Source organism: Pseudoglutamicibacter albus (assembly GCF_031458175.1).
In the GTDB taxonomy this organism is placed as follows: Bacteria; Actinomycetota; Actinomycetes; order Actinomycetales; family Micrococcaceae; genus Pseudoglutamicibacter; species Pseudoglutamicibacter albus.
In genome coordinates this window covers 1,648,646-1,673,410 of sequence record NZ_JAVDXX010000001.1, presented here as the reverse complement: position 1 = coordinate 1,673,410, position 24,765 = coordinate 1,648,646, and the positions used below count along the sequence as shown (strand labels likewise).

At 61.0% G+C, this 24,765-nt stretch carries 23 protein-coding genes; 5 read left to right on the top strand and 18 right to left on the bottom strand.

Going from position 1 to position 24,765, the window contains the following annotated elements; translation table 11 throughout:
* Positions 1 to 109: 109 nt before the first annotated feature.
* The 4 genes from J2S67_RS07375 to J2S67_RS07360 form a co-directional block, all read right to left on the bottom strand.
* Positions 110 to 472: a hypothetical protein gene (locus J2S67_RS07375; protein ID WP_310247680.1), complete on the bottom strand. Its 363-nt coding sequence runs from the start codon at positions 470 to 472 to the stop codon at positions 110 to 112.
* Complete coding sequence (locus tag J2S67_RS07370) at positions 473 to 1,444, bottom strand: phospholipase A2 (RefSeq protein ID WP_310247679.1); 972 nt, start codon at positions 1,442 to 1,444, stop codon at positions 473 to 475.
* A 192-nt stretch (positions 1,445 to 1,636) separates the two neighbouring features.
* Positions 1,637 to 1,921: a hypothetical protein gene (locus tag J2S67_RS07365; RefSeq protein WP_310247676.1), complete on the bottom strand. Its 285-nt coding sequence runs from the start codon at positions 1,919 to 1,921 to the stop codon at positions 1,637 to 1,639.
* A gap of 11 nt (positions 1,922 to 1,932) precedes the next feature.
* Entirely contained in the window at positions 1,933 to 2,421 is a 489-nt protein-coding gene (locus J2S67_RS07360) for a PLD nuclease N-terminal domain-containing protein (protein WP_310247673.1), read from the bottom strand.
* Between the two features lie 61 nt (positions 2,422 to 2,482).
* Here J2S67_RS07360 and J2S67_RS07355 point away from each other — a divergent pair, with 61 nt between their 5' ends.
* A complete protein-coding gene (locus J2S67_RS07355; RefSeq protein WP_310247669.1) occupies positions 2,483 to 2,923 on the top strand; it encodes a hypothetical protein in 441 nt (146 codons plus the stop codon).
* A gap of 81 nt (positions 2,924 to 3,004) precedes the next feature.
* On the opposite strand, the gene J2S67_RS07350 is transcribed toward J2S67_RS07355, so the two are convergent.
* From J2S67_RS07350 to J2S67_RS07325, 6 genes are all read right to left on the bottom strand, one after another.
* Complete coding sequence (locus J2S67_RS07350) at positions 3,005 to 3,898, bottom strand: 1,4-dihydroxy-2-naphthoate polyprenyltransferase (protein ID WP_310247667.1); 894 nt, start codon at positions 3,896 to 3,898, stop codon at positions 3,005 to 3,007.
* A 52-nt stretch (positions 3,899 to 3,950) separates the two neighbouring features.
* Positions 3,951 to 5,228 (bottom strand): AMP-binding protein, encoded by a 1,278-nt coding sequence (locus tag J2S67_RS07345; RefSeq protein ID WP_310247665.1) that lies wholly within the window; start codon positions 5,226 to 5,228, stop codon positions 3,951 to 3,953.
* Positions 5,229 to 5,232: 4 nt separating this feature from the next.
* The gene (locus J2S67_RS07340) at positions 5,233 to 6,192 is read right to left on the bottom strand and encodes a 1,4-dihydroxy-2-naphthoyl-CoA synthase (RefSeq protein WP_310247663.1); all 960 of its coding nucleotides are present in this window, start codon (positions 6,190 to 6,192) and stop codon (positions 5,233 to 5,235) included.
* A gap of 58 nt (positions 6,193 to 6,250) precedes the next feature.
* A complete protein-coding gene (locus tag J2S67_RS07335) occupies positions 6,251 to 6,961 on the bottom strand; it encodes a lysoplasmalogenase family protein (protein ID WP_310247660.1) in 711 nt (236 codons plus the stop codon).
* Positions 6,962 to 6,972: 11 nt separating this feature from the next.
* Complete coding sequence (locus tag J2S67_RS07330; RefSeq protein WP_052048764.1) at positions 6,973 to 7,437, bottom strand: PaaI family thioesterase; 465 nt, start codon at positions 7,435 to 7,437, stop codon at positions 6,973 to 6,975.
* A gap of 82 nt (positions 7,438 to 7,519) precedes the next feature.
* On the bottom strand, positions 7,520 to 8,806 hold the full coding sequence (locus J2S67_RS07325; RefSeq protein ID WP_310247656.1) for a dicarboxylate/amino acid:cation symporter: 1,287 nt from the start codon (positions 8,804 to 8,806) through the stop codon (positions 7,520 to 7,522).
* A gap of 177 nt (positions 8,807 to 8,983) precedes the next feature.
* Here J2S67_RS07325 and J2S67_RS07320 point away from each other — a divergent pair, with 177 nt between their 5' ends.
* The 4 genes from J2S67_RS07320 to paaZ all read left to right on the top strand — a co-directional run bounded on the left by J2S67_RS07320 (position 8,984) and on the right by paaZ (position 14,227).
* Positions 8,984 to 10,213 carry a thiolase family protein gene (locus J2S67_RS07320; RefSeq protein WP_310247654.1) on the top strand — a complete coding sequence of 410 codons (1,230 nt, stop codon included), beginning with the start codon at positions 8,984 to 8,986 and terminating at the stop codon, positions 10,211 to 10,213.
* Positions 10,214 to 10,216: 3 nt separating this feature from the next.
* The gene (locus J2S67_RS07315) at positions 10,217 to 10,999 is read left to right on the top strand and encodes an enoyl-CoA hydratase/isomerase family protein (protein WP_239446046.1); all 783 of its coding nucleotides are present in this window, start codon (positions 10,217 to 10,219) and stop codon (positions 10,997 to 10,999) included.
* A 31-nt stretch (positions 11,000 to 11,030) separates the two neighbouring features.
* Positions 11,031 to 11,885 (top strand): 3-hydroxyacyl-CoA dehydrogenase family protein, encoded by an 855-nt coding sequence (locus J2S67_RS07310; protein WP_310247651.1) that lies wholly within the window; start codon positions 11,031 to 11,033, stop codon positions 11,883 to 11,885.
* Between the two features lie 218 nt (positions 11,886 to 12,103).
* The gene (paaZ, locus tag J2S67_RS07305; RefSeq protein WP_310247648.1) at positions 12,104 to 14,227 is read left to right on the top strand and encodes a phenylacetic acid degradation bifunctional protein PaaZ; all 2,124 of its coding nucleotides are present in this window, start codon (positions 12,104 to 12,106) and stop codon (positions 14,225 to 14,227) included.
* A gap of 118 nt (positions 14,228 to 14,345) precedes the next feature.
* Here the strand turns inward: paaZ and J2S67_RS07300 are convergent, their stop codons facing one another.
* From J2S67_RS07300 to J2S67_RS07265, 8 genes are all read right to left on the bottom strand, one after another.
* Positions 14,346 to 15,992 carry a thiamine pyrophosphate-dependent enzyme gene (locus tag J2S67_RS07300; protein ID WP_070490283.1) on the bottom strand — a complete coding sequence of 549 codons (1,647 nt, stop codon included), beginning with the start codon at positions 15,990 to 15,992 and terminating at the stop codon, positions 14,346 to 14,348.
* A 219-nt stretch (positions 15,993 to 16,211) separates the two neighbouring features.
* Positions 16,212 to 17,180 (bottom strand): IS481 family transposase, encoded by a 969-nt coding sequence (locus tag J2S67_RS07295; RefSeq protein WP_310247107.1) that lies wholly within the window; start codon positions 17,178 to 17,180, stop codon positions 16,212 to 16,214.
* A 113-nt stretch (positions 17,181 to 17,293) separates the two neighbouring features.
* Entirely contained in the window at positions 17,294 to 18,004 is a 711-nt protein-coding gene (locus J2S67_RS07290; RefSeq protein WP_310247645.1) for a hypothetical protein, read from the bottom strand.
* A 23-nt stretch (positions 18,005 to 18,027) separates the two neighbouring features.
* Positions 18,028 to 18,717: a TetR/AcrR family transcriptional regulator gene (locus J2S67_RS07285; protein ID WP_310247643.1), complete on the bottom strand. Its 690-nt coding sequence runs from the start codon at positions 18,715 to 18,717 to the stop codon at positions 18,028 to 18,030.
* Between the two features lie 144 nt (positions 18,718 to 18,861).
* Complete coding sequence (locus tag J2S67_RS07280) at positions 18,862 to 20,175, bottom strand: AMP-binding protein (RefSeq protein WP_310247640.1); 1,314 nt, start codon at positions 20,173 to 20,175, stop codon at positions 18,862 to 18,864.
* 78 nt (positions 20,176 to 20,253) lie between these two features.
* Positions 20,254 to 20,718 (bottom strand): hotdog fold thioesterase, encoded by a 465-nt coding sequence (locus tag J2S67_RS07275; RefSeq protein WP_070490278.1) that lies wholly within the window; start codon positions 20,716 to 20,718, stop codon positions 20,254 to 20,256.
* Positions 20,719 to 20,983: 265 nt separating this feature from the next.
* Positions 20,984 to 23,206, bottom strand: a complete 2,223-nt coding sequence (locus J2S67_RS07270; RefSeq protein WP_310247638.1) for a S9 family peptidase — start codon at positions 23,204 to 23,206, stop codon at positions 20,984 to 20,986.
* 65 nt (positions 23,207 to 23,271) lie between these two features.
* Entirely contained in the window at positions 23,272 to 24,765 is a 1,494-nt protein-coding gene (locus tag J2S67_RS07265; RefSeq protein WP_310247636.1) for a hypothetical protein, read from the bottom strand.

The window sequence follows — 24,765 nt, the reverse complement described above, 5'->3', positions numbered from 1 at the left end:
GCGGGCTGCTGACGCGACGCGCTTAGCTCGCACCAGTAACGACGTGTGGCCGGGGCTTCCGTACTGGAAGCTCCGGCCACACGTTGTGTGTATTGCGTGTTCTCTTGGGTTATGCAGCGTGAGGAATGGACTTGCGCTTACGGACCATCACGATGCCGATGACCGCTAGTGATACCGAGAGAACGAGGTCCACAGGAGTGACGAAGTAGGCGTCATAAAGGACCTGTTCTGCAACGAAGAGTGCACACCGCAGAACCGCCAGGACTGCCACGGTAGCCACAAGAGCCGGGGCATAGGTGGTCTTATCGCGCGTCATGAGCGCTACCGCAATGAGCGGGATAACCAGCGAGATACCCCAGAGTGCGAGCATGAGGCCCCGAGGCGGAAGCGCAGAGCTCAGAATGACAATCAGTAGGAACACATGATACACAGCCGGCGCGAAATGAAGCGCGGCTATCGTTTTAGAATTCACTTAGCTGCCGTCCCAGTTTGCGGTCGCAGTCAATACAGCTGACTGATAGATGTGGGTTGCCCCGTTGCAGTGACTTCTGCCTAGCGTGCCAGCGGGATAGAAGTATGCGCAGTTGGTCCGCAGGTTGGCGCCGAAACGATAGTCATGCATCCTTCGCTCATTACGCTTCTGCTCAAGGTTCATCGGCTTCTTCCTGGTTTCCTCGATCCCCAGGTCATGAATCGCGCAAGGGCCACGGAAGTCTGCTTTGAACCACTGATCAGGTGACCAGGTGCAATAGTCGTGAAGTGACTTCGGCTTGCACCAGTGTGGGCAGTACCTGTAGTGGCTAGGGACAGTCACGAGACCGGCAGACGTGGTGCGAGGATCCGGCCCCACCGATGTGCGCAGGCGCTCAGACGCCTTGGTGTTATCGAACGAGAATGACACGGAGCCAGACATTTCCTTGTTCGTCTTCTTGATGGAAGCTGACGCCTCTTTGATGATGAGCTCACTGTCGTCACTGATGACACCGGTGGCTAGCGCTTCGGCTTTCTCTGAAGTGTAGGTTAGGCCGAGGCCTTCGGGGGTCGAGGTCAACGTCCATGGGATTTTGCTGCCGTCAGCTCCCAGAACTACTGGTGCGAACTCTTTTGTTTCCCCATTGCATGTGAGTTTCACGCTACCGCTTTTCGCTGGAAGGTTCCCTTTCACTGTGCAGCCGTCGGGTAGATCGTACTGCAGGGAAACTTTCGCTTTAGGTTCGCTGACCATGGTTTCGAAGATCGCCAGGTCTTCCGCGAGCCCGCTAGCATCTGTAGGGGCCAGGGTGATGGTGTCTTCTTGTTGGACACCATTGGATGATTCTTGCTGAACACTATTGATTGGTTCCGCTTGATTAATGGGTTCCGCCTGAGCGGAAGGCAAGACCGCCAGAGAAGTGCTGAGCGCTGTAATAGATAGGACTGCCCAGACTCGAGAAGGTTTTTTCATGATGCCTCTTTAGTTTGGTAAGTAATCCACATCACCTGCTGGTGATGCAGATCACGCTACCGCTGGGCCTCAAAGGAAACCAGAGTTAGTCAGCAAGAATCGTGAAAACTATAGTTAATCAAAGCCAATTCTAAAATAGCTTAGATTCATAACGCCTAAAGGTGTTGCTAGTCGGACAGGGCCATCGAATAACTAGCTGTCTGAGTTGCCTTGGTCGGTATGGTTTTTGCGTCGGAACTGTTCCTCGTATGGATTCTCCCGCGTCTCAAAGAACGGGGATTCCTCCAGATGCAGGCCCGCTTCTTTATCGCGGCGGTCACCGCGCATCAGCCACACGATGAACGTCGCGAAAATCGCGATCAAAACCAGAACGCCCACAGCCCCCAAAATCACCGGCAGCCACGTCGGCTGGCTATCGGTGACCGGCCCATCGTAATGGGTGGGATTGAACGGCAACCACACAGAAGGGAACAACACGGTAAGCGCGATCATGGCCGTTCACCGCCATCGGAATCCTCAACGTCGCCTGGCTGGCCGCTGCCTGGCTGGCCGTCGTCGCTCTGGCCAGGGCCTGAACTATCACGGTCAGGGTTAACAGCTCCGGTGTTGCCGCGCTGGCGATCACGTTCGGCGGCCTGCTCGCGCTCACGCAACGCGGCCTCACGCGCTTCAAGTTCCTTCTCGCGGCGCAACGCATCCTGCCGCATCTTCTTGCGGTCACGCTCAAGGTTCAACCGTTCAAGGAAAGCCGCATCATCATCCGGGCCCTGCCCGCGAGGAGTAGGCGCCGGCGCGGTCTTATCCGAGCCCAACGTCAACCACAGCACCGCTCCAACCACCGGCAACACGATGATCGCAGCGATCCACACACCCTTCGGTAACGAACGCACACGATGCTGAGGCGTGCCGATCGCGTTGAACAACGCGTACAGAATGAAAACAAGAACCAGCGGAACGATGAAGACGAGCCAACGCATACCGTTCATTCTAGTTTGCGCCCAGTACGGGCACCCCGCCGCTCACCTATAGACTAGAGCGGTGAAGGTTTTTTGGATGGGTCTGATCCGCGCCGTCATCCTGATCGGCGTCTCGATGCTCGTGTACTATTTTTTCGCGTTCAACCGCTGGCCGGTCGGTGGGGCGATCGCGTCCGTAGTGGTAGGCGCGGTCTTCTCGTTCGCCGTGACGTTCCTCTTCATGAACAAAGCACAAGCTGAAGCGAGCCAACAATTCCGCCGCGCACTCAACCGGCGCAAAGCCGAAACCAAAACCGCCGGTGTAGCGCCTGAAGCCGACGCCTCAAGCGACGAACACGTTGAAGATGCATACCTCGACGCCCAAGAAGGCGGCACCATGCGGGATAGCGACGGCAAAGAAGACGATGGCATGCGGCACAGTGGCGTCGAAGAACACGAAGGCTTGCCAGAGAGTGCATCCCGCCAGAACAAGGCCGACACCACTGACCTCGCAGACCGCTGAACTACACGTATAAACAGCCTTAAACTGCGCGGCCGCGGCATCAACTCCTCGTTGATCCGCGGCCGTCGCCGTATCCCGCGGTTAGGCCATCAAAAGCTTATGCAACACGAGCGCAAGCGAGAACAGCACAGCGAAAACCACCTGGATCAGGCTCGTTTTAGCCAACGCAGGGATGAGGTCGCGGCGGTCTTCGGCAGTCAGGACCGCCGCACATGGCTTGAACGCAACCACGAACGTCAATAACACCACAAAGAACCACACGTTCGTGACAAACCCGAGTGCCACCGGCCCCACGATCGAAACAACGATCATCAGAACATAGACCAACCGCGCAAGACGATCCCCAAGACGCACCGCCAACGTCCGCTTCCCAGCAACACGGTCAGTCGGTAGGTCGCGGATGTTGTTGACCATCAGCAAGGCGGTCGCGATCAACCCAACCGAAATCGCGCCAAGCCAGGAATGCCCAGACAAATAACCCAACTGGGTGTAGGTTGTCCCGACGGTTGCTACGAGCCCAAAGAAAATGAAAACGAAAAGCTCGCCTAAACCCAGGTAACCATACGGGTTCTTACCACCCGTATAACCCCACGCGGCCGCGATCGCGAGCGCCCCCACGATCAACAAAACCCACGTCTGTGTCATCCACACAAGCCCCAGGCCCGCCAGGGCCGCGAGCCCGAAACATAGGAACGAGGCGTACTTGACCGCGCGCGGGCTCGCTGCACCAGATCCGGTGAGCCGGAACGGCCCCACACGCTCGTTATCGGTGCCGCGCACGCCATCGGAATAGTCGTTGGCGTAATTCACACCGATCTGTAGCAGCAGCGAGACCACCAGGGCAAGCAACGCCGGAATCCACTTGACCGTACCCGAAGCCGCAAAACCAGCCGCGACACCCACCAGCACCGGTGAAACAGCCATCGGCAACGTCCGGAGGCGGGCGCCAGAGATCCATTGTGAGGCAGTGGCCACGAAGAACGAGGTCCTTTCGATAGGAGAGCGGGCGGACATACCCGCCCGCTAGCTAGACTAGCGCGCTTAAACGCGAAACAGCGGTTTGACGGTCCGGTTTGTGATTACTTAACCGCGGGACCGCATCAGTCTGGATCACGACGCGGGGCACAGCAACCGCTGAAACCTGCCGCCTCACAACCGTTGCGATCTCTTCCTCGGTTGAATCCCCGGAATAGATGAGCCCTACTGTTTGCCCCCACTCAGGATGGGGGACCGGAACCACGATGGCTTCCCGAACCGACGGCACCGACTCGATCGCCGCGAGAATCCGAGCAGCAGACACCTTAACGCCGCCGGTGTTGATGACGTCATCGACCCGGCCACGGATCTGGAGCGTTCCATCAGGCAGCAACGTGCCGAGGTCATCTGTGACATACCAACGCATCGGCCGCGTTTGCATTAGCCGGGCATCGAGGGAGTAGGTCGCGAAATGCTGTTCGGTACGTTCAGGGTCCCCGATATACCCCGCGGCGACCTGCGGCCCACCAAGGCTCACGCGGCCCGCGGAATCGATCGAGATTGAAACACCCGGCAACGGCTTTCCGTCATACACGCACCCACCGCAGGTTTCTGCCGAACCGTACGTCAAAACGACCGGGACGCCCAACTCGCGTGCCCTTTGGAGCGTGGCCGGCGGGGTAGCGCCTCCACCCACCAGAACCGCTGTGTAGCGTTTGAGCGCCTCTACGCCCTGGGGTGATTCCAACAAGCGCGTCAGCTGAGTAGGTACGAGCGATGTCAACAGCGGGTGCGAGGAAGAGGCGTTCGCGTCTGCTGAGCCTGTCGCTTGTGGGTGTGCCGGTTGGGAGCGCGCGGTTTGGGCAAGCCTTTCTGTCGCTTCGGTGAACGCCTCAACCGTGAAACGCGAACGCAGGTCCATCGTCACCAGCGTGGTGCCCGCGAGTACGGCACGCGAAACCACTGCAAGCCCAGCAACATAATGCAAAGGCAGAGCAAGCAACCAATGGCCCGAACCAATCCGCTGAGAAGTCGCGGCAGCCGAAGCCTTGAGTGCCTCAGCGCCTAAAGCGGTGCGCTTCGGCATCCCGGTAGAGCCCGATGTGCGGATCACCGCCGCCGTACCCTCCGGCGCATCTTCCGGATGCTCGACCACGAACGGGATACCGGCTTCCGTGCTTGTGCCAGCGGTGCCGGTAATGGAGCCAGCGGGCGCCTCAACGATCTCGACCGCAGGGCCAGTACCATCCAGCGCGGCGGCGAGCCTTGCACGCACGTCCGCTACAGCATCTGCGAACGCATGCCCCGCATCGTCAGGCAAGACAGACACCGGATCAGAAATAGTACGGGTGAGCCGACCAGTCCGGGTCACGCTTCTCAAGGAACGCGTCCCGGCCCTCAACGGCCTCATCCGTCATATAGGCAAGGCGGGTGGCCTCGCCAGCGAAAACCTGCTGACCCGCGATGCCGTCATCGACCGCGTTGAACGCGAACTTCAACATGCGGATAGCCTGCGGGGACTGCCGCGCAATCTCCGCGGCATACTCCAACGCGACCTTCTCAAGCTCGGCATGCGGAACCGCGGCGTTCACCGCGCCGGCATCCACCATGTCTTGAGCCGAATACTCGCGAGCCAAGAAGAAAATCTCGCGCGCCTTCTTCTGCCCAATCTGGCGCGCCAACAACGCCGAACCATAACCGGCATCAAACGAACCAACAGTGGCATCCGTCTGTTTGAACTTACCGTGCTCAGCCGAGGCGATCGTCAAATCCGCAACCACATGCAACGAATGACCACCACCAGCAGCCCAGCCGTTGACGACCGCGATCACGACCTTCGGCATCGTGCGGATCAGACGCTGAACCTCAAGAATATGCAGGCGGCCTGCGCGCGCAGGGTCGATCGTCTCCCGCGTCTCACCCGCGGCATAACGGTAACCATCACGGCCGCGAATACGCTGATCCCCACCCGAGCAGAACGAATGGCCGCCGTCCTTAGGCGACGGGCCGTTACCCGTGAGCAGTACGGTTCCCACATCGCCAGTCATCCGAGCGTGATCCAACGCCCGGTACAACTCATCAACCGTCCCCGGACGGAACGCGTTACGCACCTCAGGACGGTCAAACGCAATCCGGACCGCACCCAGATCACGCACAATGCCGCCCTCGGCATCCCGCTCAACCTGGCGGTGATACGTGATGTCCTGGAAATCGAAACCCTCAACAACACGCCACGCGTTCGGGTCGAAAACGTCAGAAACCTTCTCAGGCAAAACGGAATCTTGATCAGTCACACGCCCAGTCTAGTTGACACAACACACAGCCGCCGGGCGCGCAGAAAAGCCGCAGAGGCTAGACCGTGACCCCAGACTGCAGTAGCGCCCACCACGCGAACCCGAATATAGCGAGGTGATACGTGACCATCACAGCCACCGAGTTCGTTTGATCCCGGCTCACAAACTGCTTCCACCCCAGCAGCGCGTCCGAAACATAGAACAACAGGGCCGCCCCGATAACCCACCAGCCACCAGGCTGACGAACATGCAAGGAAGCCGCCATAACCATCACCGAAATCAACACGATATAGAACGTGACCACCAGGCCCAGCCGGTCACGATGCGCGGCCCGAATCAACCGAATCCCCACAGCTAGGAAGCCAGCCACCACCACTACCGCGGCAACCCCCAGGCCAGTCCAGCCGCCCTCGGGGACCCCCGGCACAGAGTTCTGCTGAACCGGCCCAGCCCACGCACGCCACGCCAACGTCACCGTCAAAACGGTCTGCGCCCCCGCGAACGCCAACGCACCATACAAGAAACGCCCGCGGTCCAATAGCAAAAGATCGCCCAGCAACGCGAAACACAGCGCACCCGCCACAAACGTTGCCGCCCACGCCGGGTGTGGACGAGCCAACCCCGTCAACACCACGCTCGCCGTCAGCAACGCAGGAACCGAGGCCTTCGTGACCCAACGCCACGTACCATCAGTACGCGGAGTCAGAATCCAGTCCACAACCGCGACAACCCCGGCAAGGACGAAACAGACAATGGCTATAAGCGACATTCAGAACGCTCCTAGACGTCCAAAACGAACAGGCTCGACGTCGCGCTAGCCAGCAGCGTCCCGTCTTCTGCATATAGCTTGCCAGTAGTCACCGCAACCGAGCGGCCAGACTTCTCCACCTCACCCACAACACGTAACACACCCGAGGCCAACGTGACAGGCCGAAGCATCCGCACATGCAGATCCATCGTCGTGAAAGCGTGCCCCGGTCGGGATACCGTATCCGCGGCCAGGCCGCACGCGTTATCCAAAAGACTCGAAATGAAACCGCCATGTCCCGAACCGATCTTGTTCAGAAACTCTGGCTTCATCTGGCATGTCAGCTCCACTGCGCCCTCGCGGGCATCCACCAAACGCACCCCCAACAACTGGTTATACGGGGCCGGCTCGATATCACCATTGATCTGAGTGTGCAACACCTCAAGACCCGAACGAGTGATATGGAGATCGCGGTGTTTGGAATCTTCTAAAGCCATGAAACCTAGTTTAGGCGGCGCAGAGGCCTAGCTATTTCTCGGTGAACTACTACTCCTCGGCAGGGCCTGGCCCATCGGCGGTTCACTGCTCCTCGACGAACTCTGGCTCCTCCGGCTCCTCCACCGTTGCGTTGTCCGAGCGGTTACGAGCCAAACGGTCAACGATCATCGCGATGGCGCCATCGCCGGTCACATTCGCTGCCGTACCGAAGGAATCCAGCGCGATGTAGGTAGCGAACATCAACCCGATCTGGGCCTCGTTGAAGCCCAACATCGAACCCAACAAACCGGATGCGGCAGCGATCGCGCCACCGGGAACACCCGGGGCGGCGATCATCATGACACCCAACATCAAAACGAACGGCAAATACTGCCCGAACCCGGTGTCCACACCCGAAAGCATCATGACAGCCAACGAGAACAGAACGATCTTCACCATCGAACCCGAAAGGTGGATCGTTGCACACAACGGGATCACAAAGTTACACACCGGATCCGAAATCTTGTTCTTCCTAGCTGCCTCAATCGTGACCGGAATCGAGGCGGCACTCGAAGCCGTCCCCAAAGCCGTCACATACGCCGACCGCATATTCCACAGCGAACGCAGCGGGCTGCGCCCCGCAACAGCACCAGCGATCAGATACTGAAGAACCAGAACCGCCAACGTCAAAACTAACGCGACCAAAGCAACCAGCAAGAAGTTTCTGACCACATCGCCCACAGCGCCCGAAAGGGTCTGGTCCATGAAAATACCGAAAATGAACAACGGGAGGCCAGGGATGATGATGTTGCGGATCAGCTTGTCCACAATCTTGCGGAAATCAATCGCCGCATCGAGCAAAGCATTCGACTTGATCGCCGTGAGCCCCAAACCCAGAATGAACGCCAAAACCAGCGCCGGCAAAACCTCAATAGCTGGCGGCAACACGATCTCCGGAACCACCGGCTCCTCGGAAGCCTGCTGAACAATCGCGAAATAAGGGTTAATGTCCGCGCTCGCCTCGCCGATCCTCGGGGCATCACCGCCCAAGAATAACGGGAACACCGAATGAGCCACCGCATAAGCCAACAAACCGGCAGCGATCGTGGAACCGTAAGCGATCCCAGCCGTCATCCCTAAAAGCTTGCCCGCTCCACGACCCAACTCAGCGATCGCCGGTAACACTAGGCCCAGAATGATCAGAGGGATCGCGAACGTCAGAATCCCCGAAAACAGCGAGTTGTACGTCATGAAAACCCGGGCAAGCCAGCCCGGCATAATCGAGGCCCGCTCAGCCCCCTCACCATAGGTCGGTAACGAAAACGCGATGCTCGCCGCAATAGCGAGCAACACCCACACCAGCAAAGGGATTCGACGCAACACAGACATGATTCCTTCTAACAATTGGAGCAACGAGCCGCCTGCGGTCAGCCTACTCACATTGATGCCGAATAGTCACAGATCTCCCACTGCGCCGCGGCTCGTGAAACACTTGAAGAAAACACCCATGACACCGTGGCAGTGAATCCTCTACCCAAGGTGTGAACCCTCTACTAAAGGAGAACCATGACTGAAGCGATGCTGGTGGGCGGCGTACGTACTCCCGTTGGACGTTACGGAGGTGCACTGTCCTCTGTCCGTCCCGACGATATGGCAGCCCTCGTCATCAAAGAAGCCATCGAGCGTGCAGGCATCGACCCAGAGGTAGTCGACGAAGTCATCCTCGGCAACGCCAACGGTGCAGGCGAAGAAAACCGCAACGTAGCCCGCATGGCATGGCTGCTCAACGGCTACCCAGACTCCGTGCCAGGCATCACCGTCAACCGCCTGTGCGCATCGGGCATGTCCGCGATCGCGATGGCAACCCAGATGATCAAGGCCGGTGACGCCGACATCGTGGTTGCCGGCGGTGTTGAATCGATGTCGCGCGCCCCATGGGTCATGGAGAAACCAGCTAAGGCTTTCGCAACCCCAGGCAAGGTCCACGACACCTCGATCGGCTGGCGCTTCCCGAACCCTAAGTTCCTCTCCGGTGAACTCTCCCGCGACGGCAAATTCACCTACTCCATGCCAGAAACCGCGGAAGAAGTTGCACGCCAGTACAACATCTCCCGCGAAGACGCCGACGTATTCGCCGCCGCATCCCACGAAAAAGCGCTCGCCGCAATCGAAGCCGGCCGCTTCAAAGACGAAATCGTCCCGGTCTCCGTATTCGACCGCAAAGGCAATGAAACCGTCGTGGACACCGACGAAGGCCCACGCCCAGGCTCGACCCCAGAGGTGCTCGCCAAGCTGCGCCCTGTCGTCAAGGGCGGGGAAGTCGTGACCGCAGGTAACGCCTCGAGCCTCAACGACGGCGCATCCGCGATCATCGTCGCCTCCGAAGAAGCCGTCAAGAAATACGGCCTCAAGGCACGCGCACGCGTCGTATCCAACGCCGCCGCCGGCCTCGCGCCGGAAATCATGGGTATGGGTCCAGTCCCATCCACCCGCAAGGCACTCGAAAAAGCCGGCCTTGAGATTTCCGACCTTAAAGCAGTCGAAATCAACGAAGCCTTCGCAAGCCAGTCGCTCGCCTCAATCCGTGAACTCGGCCTCGATCCAGAGATCGTCAACCGTGACGGCGGCGCGATCGCACTCGGCCACCCACTCGGATCCTCCGGCGCGCGCATCGTCATCACCCTCCTGGGGCGCATGGACCGCGAACTCGGCGAAACCGAAGGTCGCAAACTCGGCCTAGCAACCCTGTGCATCGGCGTAGGCCAGGGGCAAGCGATCATCGTGGAGGCCGTCTAAACCATGAGCTTCGACGCAACGGGCTTCACGGCCCTTGAGATCACCGAAAGCGAAGACCGCGTTGTAGCACGCATGAATCGCCCAGAGGTTCTCAACGCGATCGACCAAACCATGGTCGACGAGTTCCATACCCTGTGCGGATACCTCGAACGCACCCCGAAGATCCTCATCATCACCGGGGTAGAAGCCAACGAAGAAACCGGCCAGAGGGGTATCTTCGCATCCGGCGCCGACATCGCCCAGCTACGCGAACGCCGCCGCGAAGACGCCCTCGCCGGCATCAACTCGCAGATCTTCTCCCGTATCCACCGGCTCCCGATGCCAGTGATCGCAGCGATCGACGGTTTCGCACTCGGCGGCGGCGCCGAACTCGCCTACGCGGCCGACTTCCGCATCGCGACCCCTAAAGTCAAGATGGGGCAGCCAGAAACCAACCTCGGTATCACCGCGGCGGCGGGTGCGCTGTGGCGGCTCAAAGAACTCGTGGGCGAACCAACCGCGCTCGAACTGATCCTTGCAGGCCGCATCCTCAACGCAGAGGAAGCGCTCGAACTCAAGCTCGTGACCGAACTCCACGAGCCATCCGAACTCATGGCTGGCGCCCACGCGCTCGCCGACCGCATCGGAAAGCAAGACCCGCTCGCGGTCCGGATCTCCAAGCGCGTGTTCACGATGCCGCGGGACGCCCACCCTGCCGTCGATGAGCTCGCCCAAGCGATCCTGTTCGAATCCCAAGCGAAGTTCGACCGCATGCAAGCGTTCCTTGATCGCAAGAAGAAGAAGTAGACCGCACAAGAAGTAGAAGGTTGCAACGTAGATGAGCGATTTTCCAGCACAAGTTGGTGTGATCGGTGGCGGCCGTATGGGGGCCGGCATCGCGCATGGTTTCTTGACCTCCGGCAGCGAGGTCATCGTCATCGAAGCGAATGACGATGCGGCCAAGGCGGCAACTGAACGCGTCGCTACCTCGGTCCAGAAGTCGATCGACCGCGGCCTGGACGGCAGCGTTGATGACTGGATGGCTAAGTTCAGCGTCTCCACGGACAAGGCTGACCTTGCAGGCCGCGAGCTCGTCGTTGAGGCTGTTCCGGAGATCTGGGATCTGAAGGTCCAGACTCTCCAGGAGGCTGAGAAGAACATGGACGAGACCGCGGTTTTGGCCTCGAACACGTCCTCGCTCTCGATCGACGGGCTCGCTAAGGAACTGGCCCGCCCGGGCCGTTTCCTGGGCCTGCACTTCTTCAACCCTGTTCCAGCGTCCAAGCTGATCGAGGTTGTTGTAGGCCAGCAGACTGACGAAGAGCTCGTGGACGCGGCACGCGGCTGGACCGAAGGGCTCGGCAAGACCGCGGTTGTGGTCAAGGACGCCCCAGGTTTTGCGTCCTCGCGCCTCGGTGTCGCCTTAGCGCTCGAAGCGATGCGCATGGTCGAGGCCGGCGTGGCATCCGCCGAGGACATCGACAACGCGATGGTGCTCGGCTACGGGCACGCATCCGGCCCGCTCAAGACCACCGACATCGTGGGCCTGGACGTGCGCCTTGGTATCGCCGAATACCTCGAAGAAACCCTAGGTGAGCGTTTCGCTCCGCCGCAGATCATGCGTGACATGGTTGAGCGCGGTGAACTCGGCATGAAGTCCGGCAAGGGCTTCTACGACTGGAGCAAGAAATAAACGAACGCTCCCGGCGGGCGCGTGAGCGCGTGCTAGCTAACAACTGATCAACGATGCGGGTCCGGTAGTAACCGGGCCCGCATCGTTGTTTAACGGCGCTGTGACGGTGCGTTTGCGCCGCCAGAGAAGTTTCGCCTTGTGAGTGATCTGCGACTCATGCGCTGGTAGTCTGGTAAGGAAAACTGACCGATCGTTCAGGAAAGGGATGTTGCATCCTTATGAGCACTTCCACGGTGACCGACGTTCTGCCAAGTTACGCTTGCGACGAATGGTGGACCCCGGCTGCTGAAGCCAAAGCAACCCCGGTATATGATGCATCGACCGGTGAGGCTATTGGCTCCGTCTCCGCAGAGGGCCTCGACCTTGAAGCCATGATCCACCATGCCCGCACAGTGGGGCAGAAGAACCTCTCCGAGCTGACGCTGCACGAACGTGCACTGATTCTGAAGCAGCTCGCCCAGTACCTTCAGGCCAACCGTGAAGAAATGGACCGCCTGAACCTCACGACGGGTGCCACCGCTCGTGACGGCATGATCGATATCGACGGCGGTATCGGTACGCTCTACACGTTCTCATCCAAGGGCCGCCGCGAGCTGCCGAACTCGAACGTGATCGAAGAAGGCCCCGTCGAGGTCCTCTCGCGTGACGGCTCCTTCCTTGGAACACACATCATGCAGGCCCTGCCGGGCGTGGTGGTGCAGATCAACGCGTTCAACTTCCCGGTGTGGGGCTTCCTTGAGAAGTTCGCTCCGGCCTTCGTTGCGGGCATGCCGACCATCGTGAAGCCAGCAACCCCGTCGGCTCAGCTGACCGTTGAGGTCGTGCGCCAGATGATCAACTCTGGGCTGCTCCCGAAGGGCTCGCTGCAGCTCATCACGGGATCGGCACGCACTGTGATCGATCACCTCGACTACCGCGACATCGTCGCGTTCACGGGTTCGGCCAGCACCGCTCACGCGTTGCGTGAGCATCCGAACGTGACCCGCGGCGGGGTCCGCTTCACCACGGAGACTGACTCGCTCAACGCAGCGATCCTCGGTACTGACGCGACCGAAGGATCCCCTGAGTTTGAGGCTTTCGTCAAGGCCGTTGCCGTTGAGATGACCGCTAAGGCCGGCCAGAAGTGCACCGCTGTACGCCGCATCTTCGTTCCGAAGGGCCTCAAGGGCGCAGTTGTGAAGGCGCTTGGCGCTGAGCTGGATAAGCGCGGCAAGGTCGGCGATCCGCGCGTTGAGGAAACCCGTATGGGTGCCCTGGTTTCGATGGATCAGCTCAAGGACGTCCGTGGCGCGGTCCAGAAGCTCATCGACGCCGGCGCGAAGGTCGCCTACGGAACCCCGGAAAGCGCTGACGATGCGTTGGTTGCCGAAGGCGGCAAGGTTGAGGACGGCGCGTTCATGTCGCCAGTCATCCTCGACTTCGAGGACGCCGAGACCCCTGAGCTCCACTCGGTTGAGGCTTTCGGCCCGGTCTCCTCGATCGCCGAATACGAAGACGCAGCTTCCGCGGTACGTTTGGCCGCGATGGGCGAGGGCTCCCTGGTTGCGACCGTGTGCTCGAACAACCCGGAGATCGTCGCCGAGGTTTCCAAGGGCATCGCTGGCCACCACGGCCGTGTGCACGTGCTCAACCGTGACACGATGAAGACCTCGACCGGCCACGGCTCCCCGGTTCCACACTTGATCCACGGCGGCCCGGGCCGCGCTGGTGGCGGCGAAGAGCTCGGTGGCGTGCGCGCTATCAAGCACCACATGTCCCGCACCGCACTGCAGGGATCCCCAGACATGCTGACCGCCGTGACGGGCGTGTGGCACACCGGGGCGGAACAGCGCCTGGCTGGCGACCCGGAGTTCGGCGGTTCGGACAAGTACCGCCACCCATTCCGCATCCCGCTCAACGAACTTCGTGTGGGGGATGGCTTCGCATCGGGTCTGCGTAAGGCAACCCGCCAGGAGATCACCGACTTCGCGAACACGACCGGTGACACCTTCTACGCGCACACCAACGACGAAGCGGCGGAAGCCAACCCGTTCTTCCCGGGCATCGTCGCTCACGGCTACCTCTTGGTCTCTTGGGCGGCGGGCCTGTTCGTGGAGCCTAAGCCGGGCCCAGTGCTGGCTAACTACGGCCTCGAGAACCTCCGCTTCATCACCCCAGTGGGCATCGATGACTCGGTGCGTGTGACCCTGACTGCCAAGCGCATCACCCCACGCGTGACCGACGAATACGGCGAGGTCGCGTGGGATGCCGTGCTACACAACCAGAACGGTGACATCGTGGCAACCTACGATGTGCTGACCCTGGTCGAGAAGGAAAACACGACCTATAAAGACTGGAAGTAACCTTCCCTAGATACGAAAGGGGCGTGCCGGCTAGCTAGCTGGCACGCCCCTTATACGTTCAAGTCCGCTTAGTAGGCACCGCGGCTTCGCCGCTTAATAAGCGCGACGGCTTCGCCGCTTAATAGGCTTTGTGGCGCTGCGGGACCTTGAGGTGGATCAGCGCGAACTGCCCGCCTTCAACGGTTTCCACGGCGTTCTTGACGGCTTCTGGGAGCTGGTCGTTGGTTTCAACGAGGAATCCCTTACCGCCGAAAGCATCCGCCATTTTCGCGAAGTTCGGGTTCTTCAACTGGGTACCGGATACACGCTCTGGGTATTGGCGTTCCTGGTGGGTGCGGATGGTGCCGTATTCGGCGTTGTCCATCACAACCACGAGGATCGCGGCGTTGTACTGGGCAGCAGTTGCGAGCTCTTGGCCGTTCATGAGGAACTCGCCGTCACCTGCGATGGTCACGACGAAACGCTCTGGTTTATCCAGCTTGGCGGCCACCGCGGACGGGATCGAATACCCCATCGAGCCGTTGCGTGCGGAGATCATCGCGGTATAGAACTCGGTAGGGAAGTAGCGGTGCGCCCAGTTGGTGTGCTCGCCAGCGCCGAGGGTCACCATAGCGTTCTCCGGCAGTGCAGGGACCAGGTGCGCCATGAGGGCATCCATCGTGGCTTGTTCGTTGCGGGTCGAGGCCTCTGGAAGGGTAGCGAACTTCTCTTGTTCGCCGCGCATGCGCTGGGTGAACGCCTTCCATTCAGGCTTCACATCCAGATCCATGCGGACGAGGTCGCGCACGAACGTGTCTGGCTTAGCGACGATCTGGTGGGTCACTGGGCCGGAGCGGCCGCGCAGCGACGGGTCGATTGAGACGATGAAGTTCTTCTGCTCCCAGTTCTGGCGGATGTTGAACCCGTCAGTGATGACGTCGCCCGGCACGGTTCCGACGAATACGAGCAGGTCGGTCTCTTCGAGGAGGTCATAGGTGGGGCGTGGACGTCCGTAGCCGATCGGGCCAACATAGGACGGGGAAGAGAACGGTACGAGGCCTTCGCAACGCCATTCAGCGGCCGCGGCGAGCTGGTGGTCTTCAAGCCATGCGGTGAAGGTCTTAGCGCCTTCCTCGCTCCAGTCGTTACCGCCGAACACGAACAGCGGCTTCTCCGATTCCAGCAGCGCGGACTTCAGCGACTTCCAGTCCTCAACCGTCATACCGCCGGTTGCCACCGGGATCGGTGGGTGCACCGGAACGGAGACTTTCTCGCGGATCACGTCTTCCGGAAGACCAACGACGACCGGGCCGGGTCGGCCAGAAACCGCGGCGAACATCGCCTCGGCTACGATCTCGGAGGCACGCTCCGGGTGGTCGAGGACCATGACGCGCTTGGCGCCGGTACCGAACCACGCCTTAGGGTCGAATTCCTGGAACGCTTCGCGGTCCCGGTGCTGGAACGGGATCAAACCAACGAACAATACGAGCGGGGTCGAGTCCTGCCACGCGGTGTGCAGGCCGACGTGTGCGTTAGCTGCGCCCGGCCCGCGGGTCACCATCGCGACACCGGGGACCTGGTTGAGCTTGCCTTCCGCCTCAGCCATGTAGGTTGCCCCACCCTCGTGGCGGCACACGATGCTTTCGATGCCGGAGTTGTAGAGCCCGTCGAGCACATCGAGGTAGCTTTCACCCGGGACCACGTAGGTGCGTTCTACACCGTGGGCCTTGAGTGATTCGACGATGAGGTGGCCAGCAGATTGCTCAACTGCCTGCGGCTTGGACATAGAGACCTCCCACTAGGTGTTCCTGCCACCGGCCCACATGGCACAGGTGGTTCTTGCGTTACAGACACTTTTGCAGGTTTTGAGGCAAAAAGGTGAAATCGTGTCTTGTGTGACGAGGTTTAACTTGTAGAGATTTCTAATCGTGCAATAAATATTGCCAACAAGCCGCGCTACAGGAACAAGCTAGGTCGTGAGAGCAGGCCATGCTGCAGAGACCGACTAGCTGTAGTTCCCCGTGAGGTTGTGAACGCGTTGGGCGGGGGTTTGGCCTCCGATTCCGGTGTGGGGTCGGTGGTGATTATAGTGATGTAGCCAGGCTTCGTAGGTCGCTGCTCGGGCTTCGTCACTGTAATAGGTCTTAGCGTAGGCCCATTCTTGGGTCAGAGTACGGTTGAAGCGTTCGACTTTGCCGTTGGTCTGAGGCCGGTAGGGCTTGGTGAACTGGTGTTTAATCTTTGTCCCGAGCGTGTTGTTGAACAGGCGTGAGCGGTAGCAGGCGCCGTTATCGGTCATCACTGCCTGTACGGTGATCCCAGCTTGAGCGAAAAACTCCTGAGCGCGTTGCCAGAACCCGGCCGCGGTCTGTTTCTTCTCATCGGTAAGGATCTCTGAATACGCGAGTCTCGAATAGTCATCGATGGCGTGATGTAAGAAGGCATAGCCCCTGCCGTGTTTTCCATACCCACCGTTCTTGCGCGCCTCGGGTCCAAGCATACGGTGGCCACCACCATCGGGGATCCGCCCAAGTTTCTTGATATCAACATGCACCAGCTCACCTGGGGCTTGTTTCTCATACCGCGCGATGTGCGGTGTCCTGATGGGCAGTCCTGTTCCTCGATCGATATGGGCCAGTAACGGCATCTGGTACCGGGCCAAGACTCTACCAACCGTGGACCGTGGGATACCCAAGTGGTAACTGATCCGGTGTGGGCCCCACTGGCGGGTGAACCGCAGCGCAATAATCCGGCGTTCTCGGCGAACAGACAACCGGTTAGGACAGCGACGTGGCCTGCAGGACCGATCCGTCAGTGGGGCGCCGACGAGGTAGCGTTTGGCCCATTTCGATGCGGTAGCCGGTGAGACTTGGAAACGTTCGGCGGCTCGACGAATCGTCCAGCCTTCCTCGACGATAAGCACGGCAAGACGCCGGCGACCCTCAGCAGTCAAGGGTGCATTAGGGTGAGACATGAAGACCTCCGGGTCAGGCAGGAGTTGTGGTAACCCCATACTGCCCGGAGGTCTTCACCTACCGCGAACGTTCACAACCTCCCGAGGAACTACAACTAGCGGCGAAGGCCGCATTAGTCTTCGTCGTCTTCGTCTTCCGGCTGCGGGAGGGGTTCTGGGGTTGGGCGGAACCACATGAGCCACGCATAGATCGCGCTGATGGTCACCAAGACCATACCGAACAGTTGGCTCAGCAGCGGCTGCGGCCCACCGGTCAGGTGTGGCAACAGTGCGGAGGCCACGGTCATGCCGATGCCGCCGATCGCGGTGAGCGACCACGCCCATCGTGATCCGAAAGCGACACCAAGCAGGCCCGCCATGATGAGGGCGTTGAGCGCGAAATTCAGCCACGCGATGTGCATGGTTTCGGAGAAGATCAGTTGCGGATAGGCAAGGTCTGGGCCGAACTGCAGAAGCGCTACCACGCCCGTGTAGATGAGTAGCATGATCGCGCCCATAATCGAGAAGTTCGCGACCGGTACCGCGCGGGTGAACTTACCTGCCAGCGGATGCTTAGCCCACAAAGCAAGACCCACCGCGCCAACGGCGAACAGCGGCACCGCGCCGAGCAAGAGCATCCAGTTGGCACTACCCGGGTAGAGGGCCACCGCGATGAAACCGAAGAACGTTCCGAGCATGCTGAACCACCAACCGAGTTCGTTGCGGTGAGCAAGCATGAGGTTGCCGATCGCGACGAAGACGAGGAAACCGATGTTCAGCAGGGTCAAGTTGGAGGACACGCTACCGGCGGGCGCGCCGGAAAGCTCAGAAATCAGGTGATCCACAAGGGTCCATTCTATCGAGTGGGCTATTGCAGGGTTGGCCGGGAGGTTTCGAGGCCTTCGAATAGCAGTGAGATGACGCCGCGTTTGGCGCTCTCGGTGGACATCGTGTCATCCACACGCAGCCATTCAACGAGCGAGTTGATGGTACCGAACATGTAGCGGGCAACGTTGCCGGGGTTGAGGTCGCCTCGGATGCTGCCTTCGGCGATGGCTTGCTCGACGATGGTTGCGGTGAGCCGGTCGAGCTTGCGGCGGCGCTGCATCGCTGCGACTTCGATCTCGGAATTGCCGCGCAACCGTAGCAGGAGCAGGACGTAGGGGCGGCGCTCGATGAGGACCTCGATGGTTTCGGCCATGAGCGCTCGCAGCGTCGCTAGCGCTGTGGGTTCGGGGTTGGCCAGATGCTGCTGGAACGCTTCTTCGAGCGGATCGAGCGCGGCGTCGAGGGCTTGGCGGAGGATGTCGAGTTTGGATGGCACGTGGTGGTAGATCGCTGACTTGGAGATGCCGAGCCGTTCGGCGAGCATCCCCATGCTGGTTGCGTCGTAGCCGTGTTTGGTGAACATGTCGACGCAGATGCGAAGCACCGTTGCGGTGTCGTAGCCGGGGCGTCCGCGGCGCGCGCCGGTTCCCGCCGCTGGCTCTGAAGAGAGTTCGGAGCGGGAATCGGAGCGGGAATCGGAGCGGGGGTCAGTTCCGGGGGTGCTCGTCATGTGTGCCGTCCTTGGTCATTAGCCCGTGTGGGTGGAAACCGTGTGGGTGGTAGCCGTGGGCTTTAAGCGTGTTGGGGTGGCTTCCGTCGTTGGAACGGAAGCCACCCCTCCTCTGTGACCTACCTTAGCGGGTAGGGCAGGGTTTTACTGGTTGCGCAGGTCGTAGATGCGCTTGAGCTTACCCATCGAACGTTCCAGGGTGGCTGGATCGACGACGTCGATGCGGCAGGAAGACCCGATGTGGATCTTGATGAGACGCTGCAGTTCCTTGCCTGCAGCGTCTGCGCGGTCGCTTGTGCAGTCGTCGCGGCGTTCGACCTTGACGGTGAGTTCGTCCATGCGCTTTGGTCGGGTGATCTCGAGCTGGAAGTGAGGGGAGAGGCCTTCGACCTTGAAGATGAGCTCTTCGATCTGGGACGGGAACAGGTTCACACCGCGCAGGATGATCATGTCATCGGAGCGCCCGGAGATGCGGCCGATGCGGCGGTGGCCTTCGCGTGCGGTGCCCGGCAGCAGACGGGTGAGGTCGTGCGTGCGGTAGCGGATGACCGGGAGGGCTTCCTTGGTCAGGGTCGTGAAGACGAGTTCGCCTTCTTCACCGTCTGCCAGCTGGCGGCGCTCATCGAATGGGTCGATGATTTCTGGGGCGAAGTGGTCTTCCCAAATGTGGGAGCCGTCCTGCAGTTCGTAGTTTTCGCCGGCGACGCCTGGGCCCATGACTTCGGAGAGGCCGTAGATGTCGGATGCCTTGAGATCGAACATGTCCTCAAGCTCGTCGCGCATTTCCTGGGTCCACGGCTCAGCGCCGAGGATCGCGTAGCGTAGCGAGGTTTTGCGTGGGTCGAGGCCCTTCTTCTGCATCGCGTCCCCGATGGTCAGCAGGTAGGTCGGGGTCGATGCGATCGCGTCTGGTTTGAAGTCTTCGATCAGCGTGATCTGCTTGTCGGTCTGGCCGCCAGACATAGGGATGACAGTTGCGCCGACCGCTTCGATCGCGGCGTGTGCGCCGAGGCCGCCGGTGAACAGGCCGTAGCCGTAGGCGTTGTGGACCTTCATGCCTGGGCGGACGCCAGCCATGCGGAAGCAGCGTGCACCCAGGCGTGCCCACGTGTCGAGGTCGTTCTTGGTGTAGCCGACCACGGTTGCTCGGCCGGTGGTGCCGGAGGATGCGTGAATGCGGGTGACCTGCTCCATCGGTACAGCGAACATACCGAACGGGTAGGTGATGCGGAGGTCTTCCTTGGTTGTGTACGGGAACTTCGCGAGGTCGGACAGTTCCTTGAAGTCGTCAGGGTGTACGCCCTGGTCATCGAACTTCTTGGTGTACAGCGGCACGTTTTCGTACGCGTACTTGAGGATCTTGGCGGTGCGTTCGGTCTGGATTTCGCGGATCTGATCCGCGCTCATTTTCTCTTCTGGGTCCAGCTGACCCTGATCGGAGAGAGCGATCTTTGACATGGTGTCCTCCTGGCGGGGAGATAGGGGCGTCTTCTAGGTCTGTAAAAGTCTGTGGTGGGGCGGGCTGGCGCGGGTTGGTTAGCGCACGGTTGGTGGGGCTGCGTTGATGGTGCGGGAGCGGCCCCGGAACTCGAGGATGGTTTCGGTTGAACCGTCGGCACGCTGCTGGGTCACGGTGATGTCGTAGAGCCCGGAGCGGCCGGCTTGGTTCACGACGCGGGCGACGGCCCGCAGCGGAAGGTCGGGTAGGCCTGGCTTGAGGAAGTTCACGTCGACACCCTGGGCGACGGTGTAGCTGGTTTCGGAGCCTGCTGGTTCGTTGCAGGCCATAGCGAACGCGACGTCGGCGAAGGTGAAGAGCATTCCGCCTTGGACGATGCCGAAACCGTTGAGCATCTCTTTGCGGGGCGTCATCTCGACTTCTGCGTAGCCGGGCTCAACTTTGATTGGCTCGATCCCCATCCAGTGGGTGCAGTGATCGAATTCAAGGATCTTGTGGTGCTTAGCCAGACGCGAGCCGAGCTCGGTGTTCGTTTCTGTCATCGACGCACTCTTTCACATCGGTATACATTCAAGCGCTGGTTCGGCAACGCTGGATGTTGGATCGGTGTACGGAATCGGTGTGCGCCGGCGGGCGGCGCGTAGGCTGTCCGGCCGTGTTCGGGGTGGGTTTAAGGCAAGCTCATTCATCCAGCCTGAACGAACGGTCGGTTATTCGATCTTAAGACTGGCCCGGCAACGTGTCAAAAATCACGTTGCCGGGCCAGACGTAAATCAGCGGGCTGAGCTCACTAGGCGCGCATCGTGCCTATTGCGTGATGCCGATCGCGCTGAGCATGAACGCGTACTCCCACGAACGGTCCTTCCACAGCTCGTAACGCCCGGAGGCCCCACCGTGTCCACCATGCATTTCACACGTGAATAGCACTGGCTTGCCGGAGGTCGTGTGCTCGCGCAAACGCTGAACCCACTTGGCTGGCTCAACGTAGAGAACGCGCGTGTCATGCAGCGATGTGCGGGCCGCGATGAGCGGGTAGTCCTGCTGCGTAACGTTCTCGTAAGGGGAGTAGCCGAGCATGTAGCGGTAGACCTCTTCGTCCTCGATCGGGTTGCCCCACTCTTCCCATTCGAGGGCTGAAAGAGGAAGGTCTGGGTCGAGGATCGAGGTCAGCGGGTCAACGAACGGAACCGCTGCCAAGACCGCCTGGTAGAGTTCCGGCGCCTGGTTCAGCACAGCCCCCATGAGCAGGCCGCCCGCCGAACCACCGAATGCTGCGATGCGCTTGGGATCAGCCCAGCCGGCCTCGATGAGCCAGCGGGTCGCGTCCACGAAGTCATTGAAGGAGTTCTCCTTCTTGAGCTTCTTCCCATCGAGGTACCAGTGCCGGCCGCGCTCGCCGCCGCCGCGGATGTGCGCGGTCACGAACACGACGCCGCGGTCCAAAAGGCTCGGGACCATGTACCCGAAGCGGGGGTCGTTCGAGATCTCGTACGAGCCGTAGCCGTACACGATCGTCGGAGCCGTGCCGTCGGCTTTCACATCGCGGCGCCGCAAGACAGTGAGCGGGATCTGCTCGCCATCGCGGGCGGTGGCCCACTCGCGGGTCGCAACATAGTCTTCTGGGTTGTAGTTGTTGACCGGCGCGGTGTGCAGAAGCCGGCATTCGCGCGCGGCCGGGTCCGCATCGTAGGTCTGATTTGGGGTGGTATCGCTGGCCTTCTGCAAGCGGATCACGGGCGCTTCGAAGCTGTTCGAGCTCGCTTCGACCGCAACCGGGGCATCGCCCGCCTCTTCAATAAGCGGCTCCCAGAACTCCAGCTCAGCACCAGAGGCGAGAGCTTGATCGGTGAGCGCGGTCAGCGGGAAGATGCGGATGCGTGGGGTCGTCTCAGCGCGGACCGAAAGCACAGCGTGGGTGCTGGTTGTTTCTAGACTGTTGAGCTTGGTCTCGGGGTGCTCGGCGATCACCGGACGCCACGTGGAGCGGTCCGTGACCGTTGCGAGGTCCGCGATGTCGAGGCGTCCGTTCGGGGCGTCCGCGTCGTGGAGGATGAGGGCCTGGCGGCGGCCATCGACCGTCACCGGTGCCACGCTGTTGAGGATGCGCTCTTCGCGCGAAACCAGAAGACGCGGCTCGGTTCCAGCCTTCATGCCTTCCCAGATCCAGGTCTCGGCGTATTCGGAGTTACCTGCAACGATCACGAGGTCCTGCTCATCATCGCTCGGTGCCGCACCGAGCCACATCTGGGCGTCATCCTCTTGATACAAGACCGTGTCTTCGGCCGTATCCGTGCCGATCGTGTGGACCTTGATCTGGTGCGGGCGCCATGTCTCATCCACCACGGTGTAGACGATGCGTTGCCCGTCCGGGCTGAAAACCGGCTCATAGAACGCGCCCTCGATGCGGTCGGCAAGCAACTGCCCCGTCGTGAGGTCCTTAATAAACACGGTGAAGCGTTCATCGCCTGTGAAGTCCGCGGCGTAAACCAGCTTGGTGCCGTCGAGGGACACATCGAGCCCGCCGAGCGCGAAGAACGTGTGGCCTTCGGCGAGCGCGTTGCCGTCCACGAGGATCTCTTCGCCCTCGACTGGCTCGCCTGGCTTGAGGGCAGGCGGAGTCCAGTCCGCGGCTAGGTTCCCGGTGTCCGCGGCCTTGACGCGTGCGTGGATCGGATACGCCGATCCCTCAACCGTCCGAGCGTAGTACCACCAGCCGCGCGAACGCTTCGGGACCGCAACATCCGTCTGTACGACGCGTGCCGCGATCTCTTCATAGATTGCGTCTCGCAGAGGCTTCTGCGCAGCGGTGACGGCATCGGCGTATGCGTTCTCAGCCTCGAGATGCTCGATGACCTTAGGGTCTTCCGAGTTCCGCAACCATTCGTATTCATCCGTGCGAGTGTGGCCGTGATGCGTGACCGAAACGGGCCGCTTCTCCGCTACCGGCGGTTGCGGAGCGCTCTCCGTTGCGGCGGTCACTTCCGGCGCGGTGGTGGCTTCCGGCGTAGAAGATTCAGGATTCGTAGTCATAGGACTAATCCAATAAGTTCACGCACACTGGCGTCAACCAACTCCGCTCACGGCATAGCGCGCGGCTACACGAGAGTCAGGAGACCCACGATGCATGAAGCCGAGAGCGCGACCACGCCCACAGCCCCGCCGATGAGTGCACGCTTGCGCCGCCGACTACCCTGCGCGGCGTGCGCACGCGCGGCAACGACCGCATCGGGCGCTGGGCCCTTCAACCGCGGGGCGCGGGCGAAGATCTTATCCAGGTCCTCGCGCAACTGGCCATGGAAGGTCTCCGGAGCGCACACAACAGGCCGCATCGCGGCATCGAACCACGTATGCGGGCCAGCCTCATCCTCGATCACAGCACCCGGGAGTTTGATGGACAAACCCTGCAACGACTCAACCTCAGACGTACTGCCGGGCTCCATGCGGGCCACCGCGAACGTGTCCTCCCCGATGGTCGCGAGCACATCCGTGTCCCATCCCCGGTATTCGGTAGGGAACTCGTCGATGTGCAGCGGCGGCACAATCCACTCTAAAGACCCGACCCGCCACTCTAAAGACCCGACCCGCCACTCTAAAGACCTGACCCAGTCCCGGCCTTCCGGGGCAGTGGTGCTACTGAACGGCAGATGGACGGTTTTGCGAGCCATCCCCACAACCTTCACAACAGCATCCGCGTTGACTACTGGCTCAAACGGCCGCGAACTGAACGCCCGCTCAGGTGAGAAAGACGGACCGGAGAACGCACCGCGCTCGCCGGCGGCTTCGGCGGCCCCGGTGTGCCTGGCTGCGGCTTCGGCGGCTAGGCCATCGGATGGATTCGTGAAGGCGTGCTCAACCAGCTGGGCGCGTTCCGCATCCGTTACCGGGGCGGGCGTGAGTGCGGTGACGCCGAGGGTGTCGCCGAGCGCCGTGATCTCAAGCTCGGCCTGGCCCGTGGCCTGTTGTGCCAGGTAGGCGTTGAGCTGGGTGCGGATCACGTGGGCGGCGGCGAACCCGGTTTCAGAGTGGGGTAGTAGCGCTGTGAACGCTACCTTCGTGGGCTTCATCGCGAACAGCCCTGCCCTCTGGAGGTTTCCAGAAGTGCTAGTCGTACTGGATCCGCCGCGCAAAACCGACCCCGTAGCCGCATCATCTGCATGGGTGGTGGCGGGGCTGCTGAGGCTCACGAGGTTGTGCTCCCCGGGCGCATCGTGTCCCGTGAACGTGCACAGGCGAGCGACGCCGGGGCCGAAAAGTTCGGTCACCACGGAGGTTGACGGGGCAGTGTCCCGTTGTGGTTCGACGCCCGGGAGGGCCTGCGCCGTCCATTCCGTGAAGCCCGTGCGGATCGCCGCATCAGCGACCCAGTGCTGCGGGCAATGATGCGTGAGCGAGACCCGTTGAAGGGAAGCCTCGGTTGCGGCCTCGACCTCGGCATCCCCAGAAGCCAACCGAAGGAGCCGTGCCCAGGCTGCCTCCACCTCCGAGGCTCGGCCCGTGAAAGAGACGCAGCTGTGCGTCGCGTGCACATCGACGTGCGCATCGACCTGCGCATCGGCCTTGCCAGCAATGCACCAGGAGGCAAACGCCAT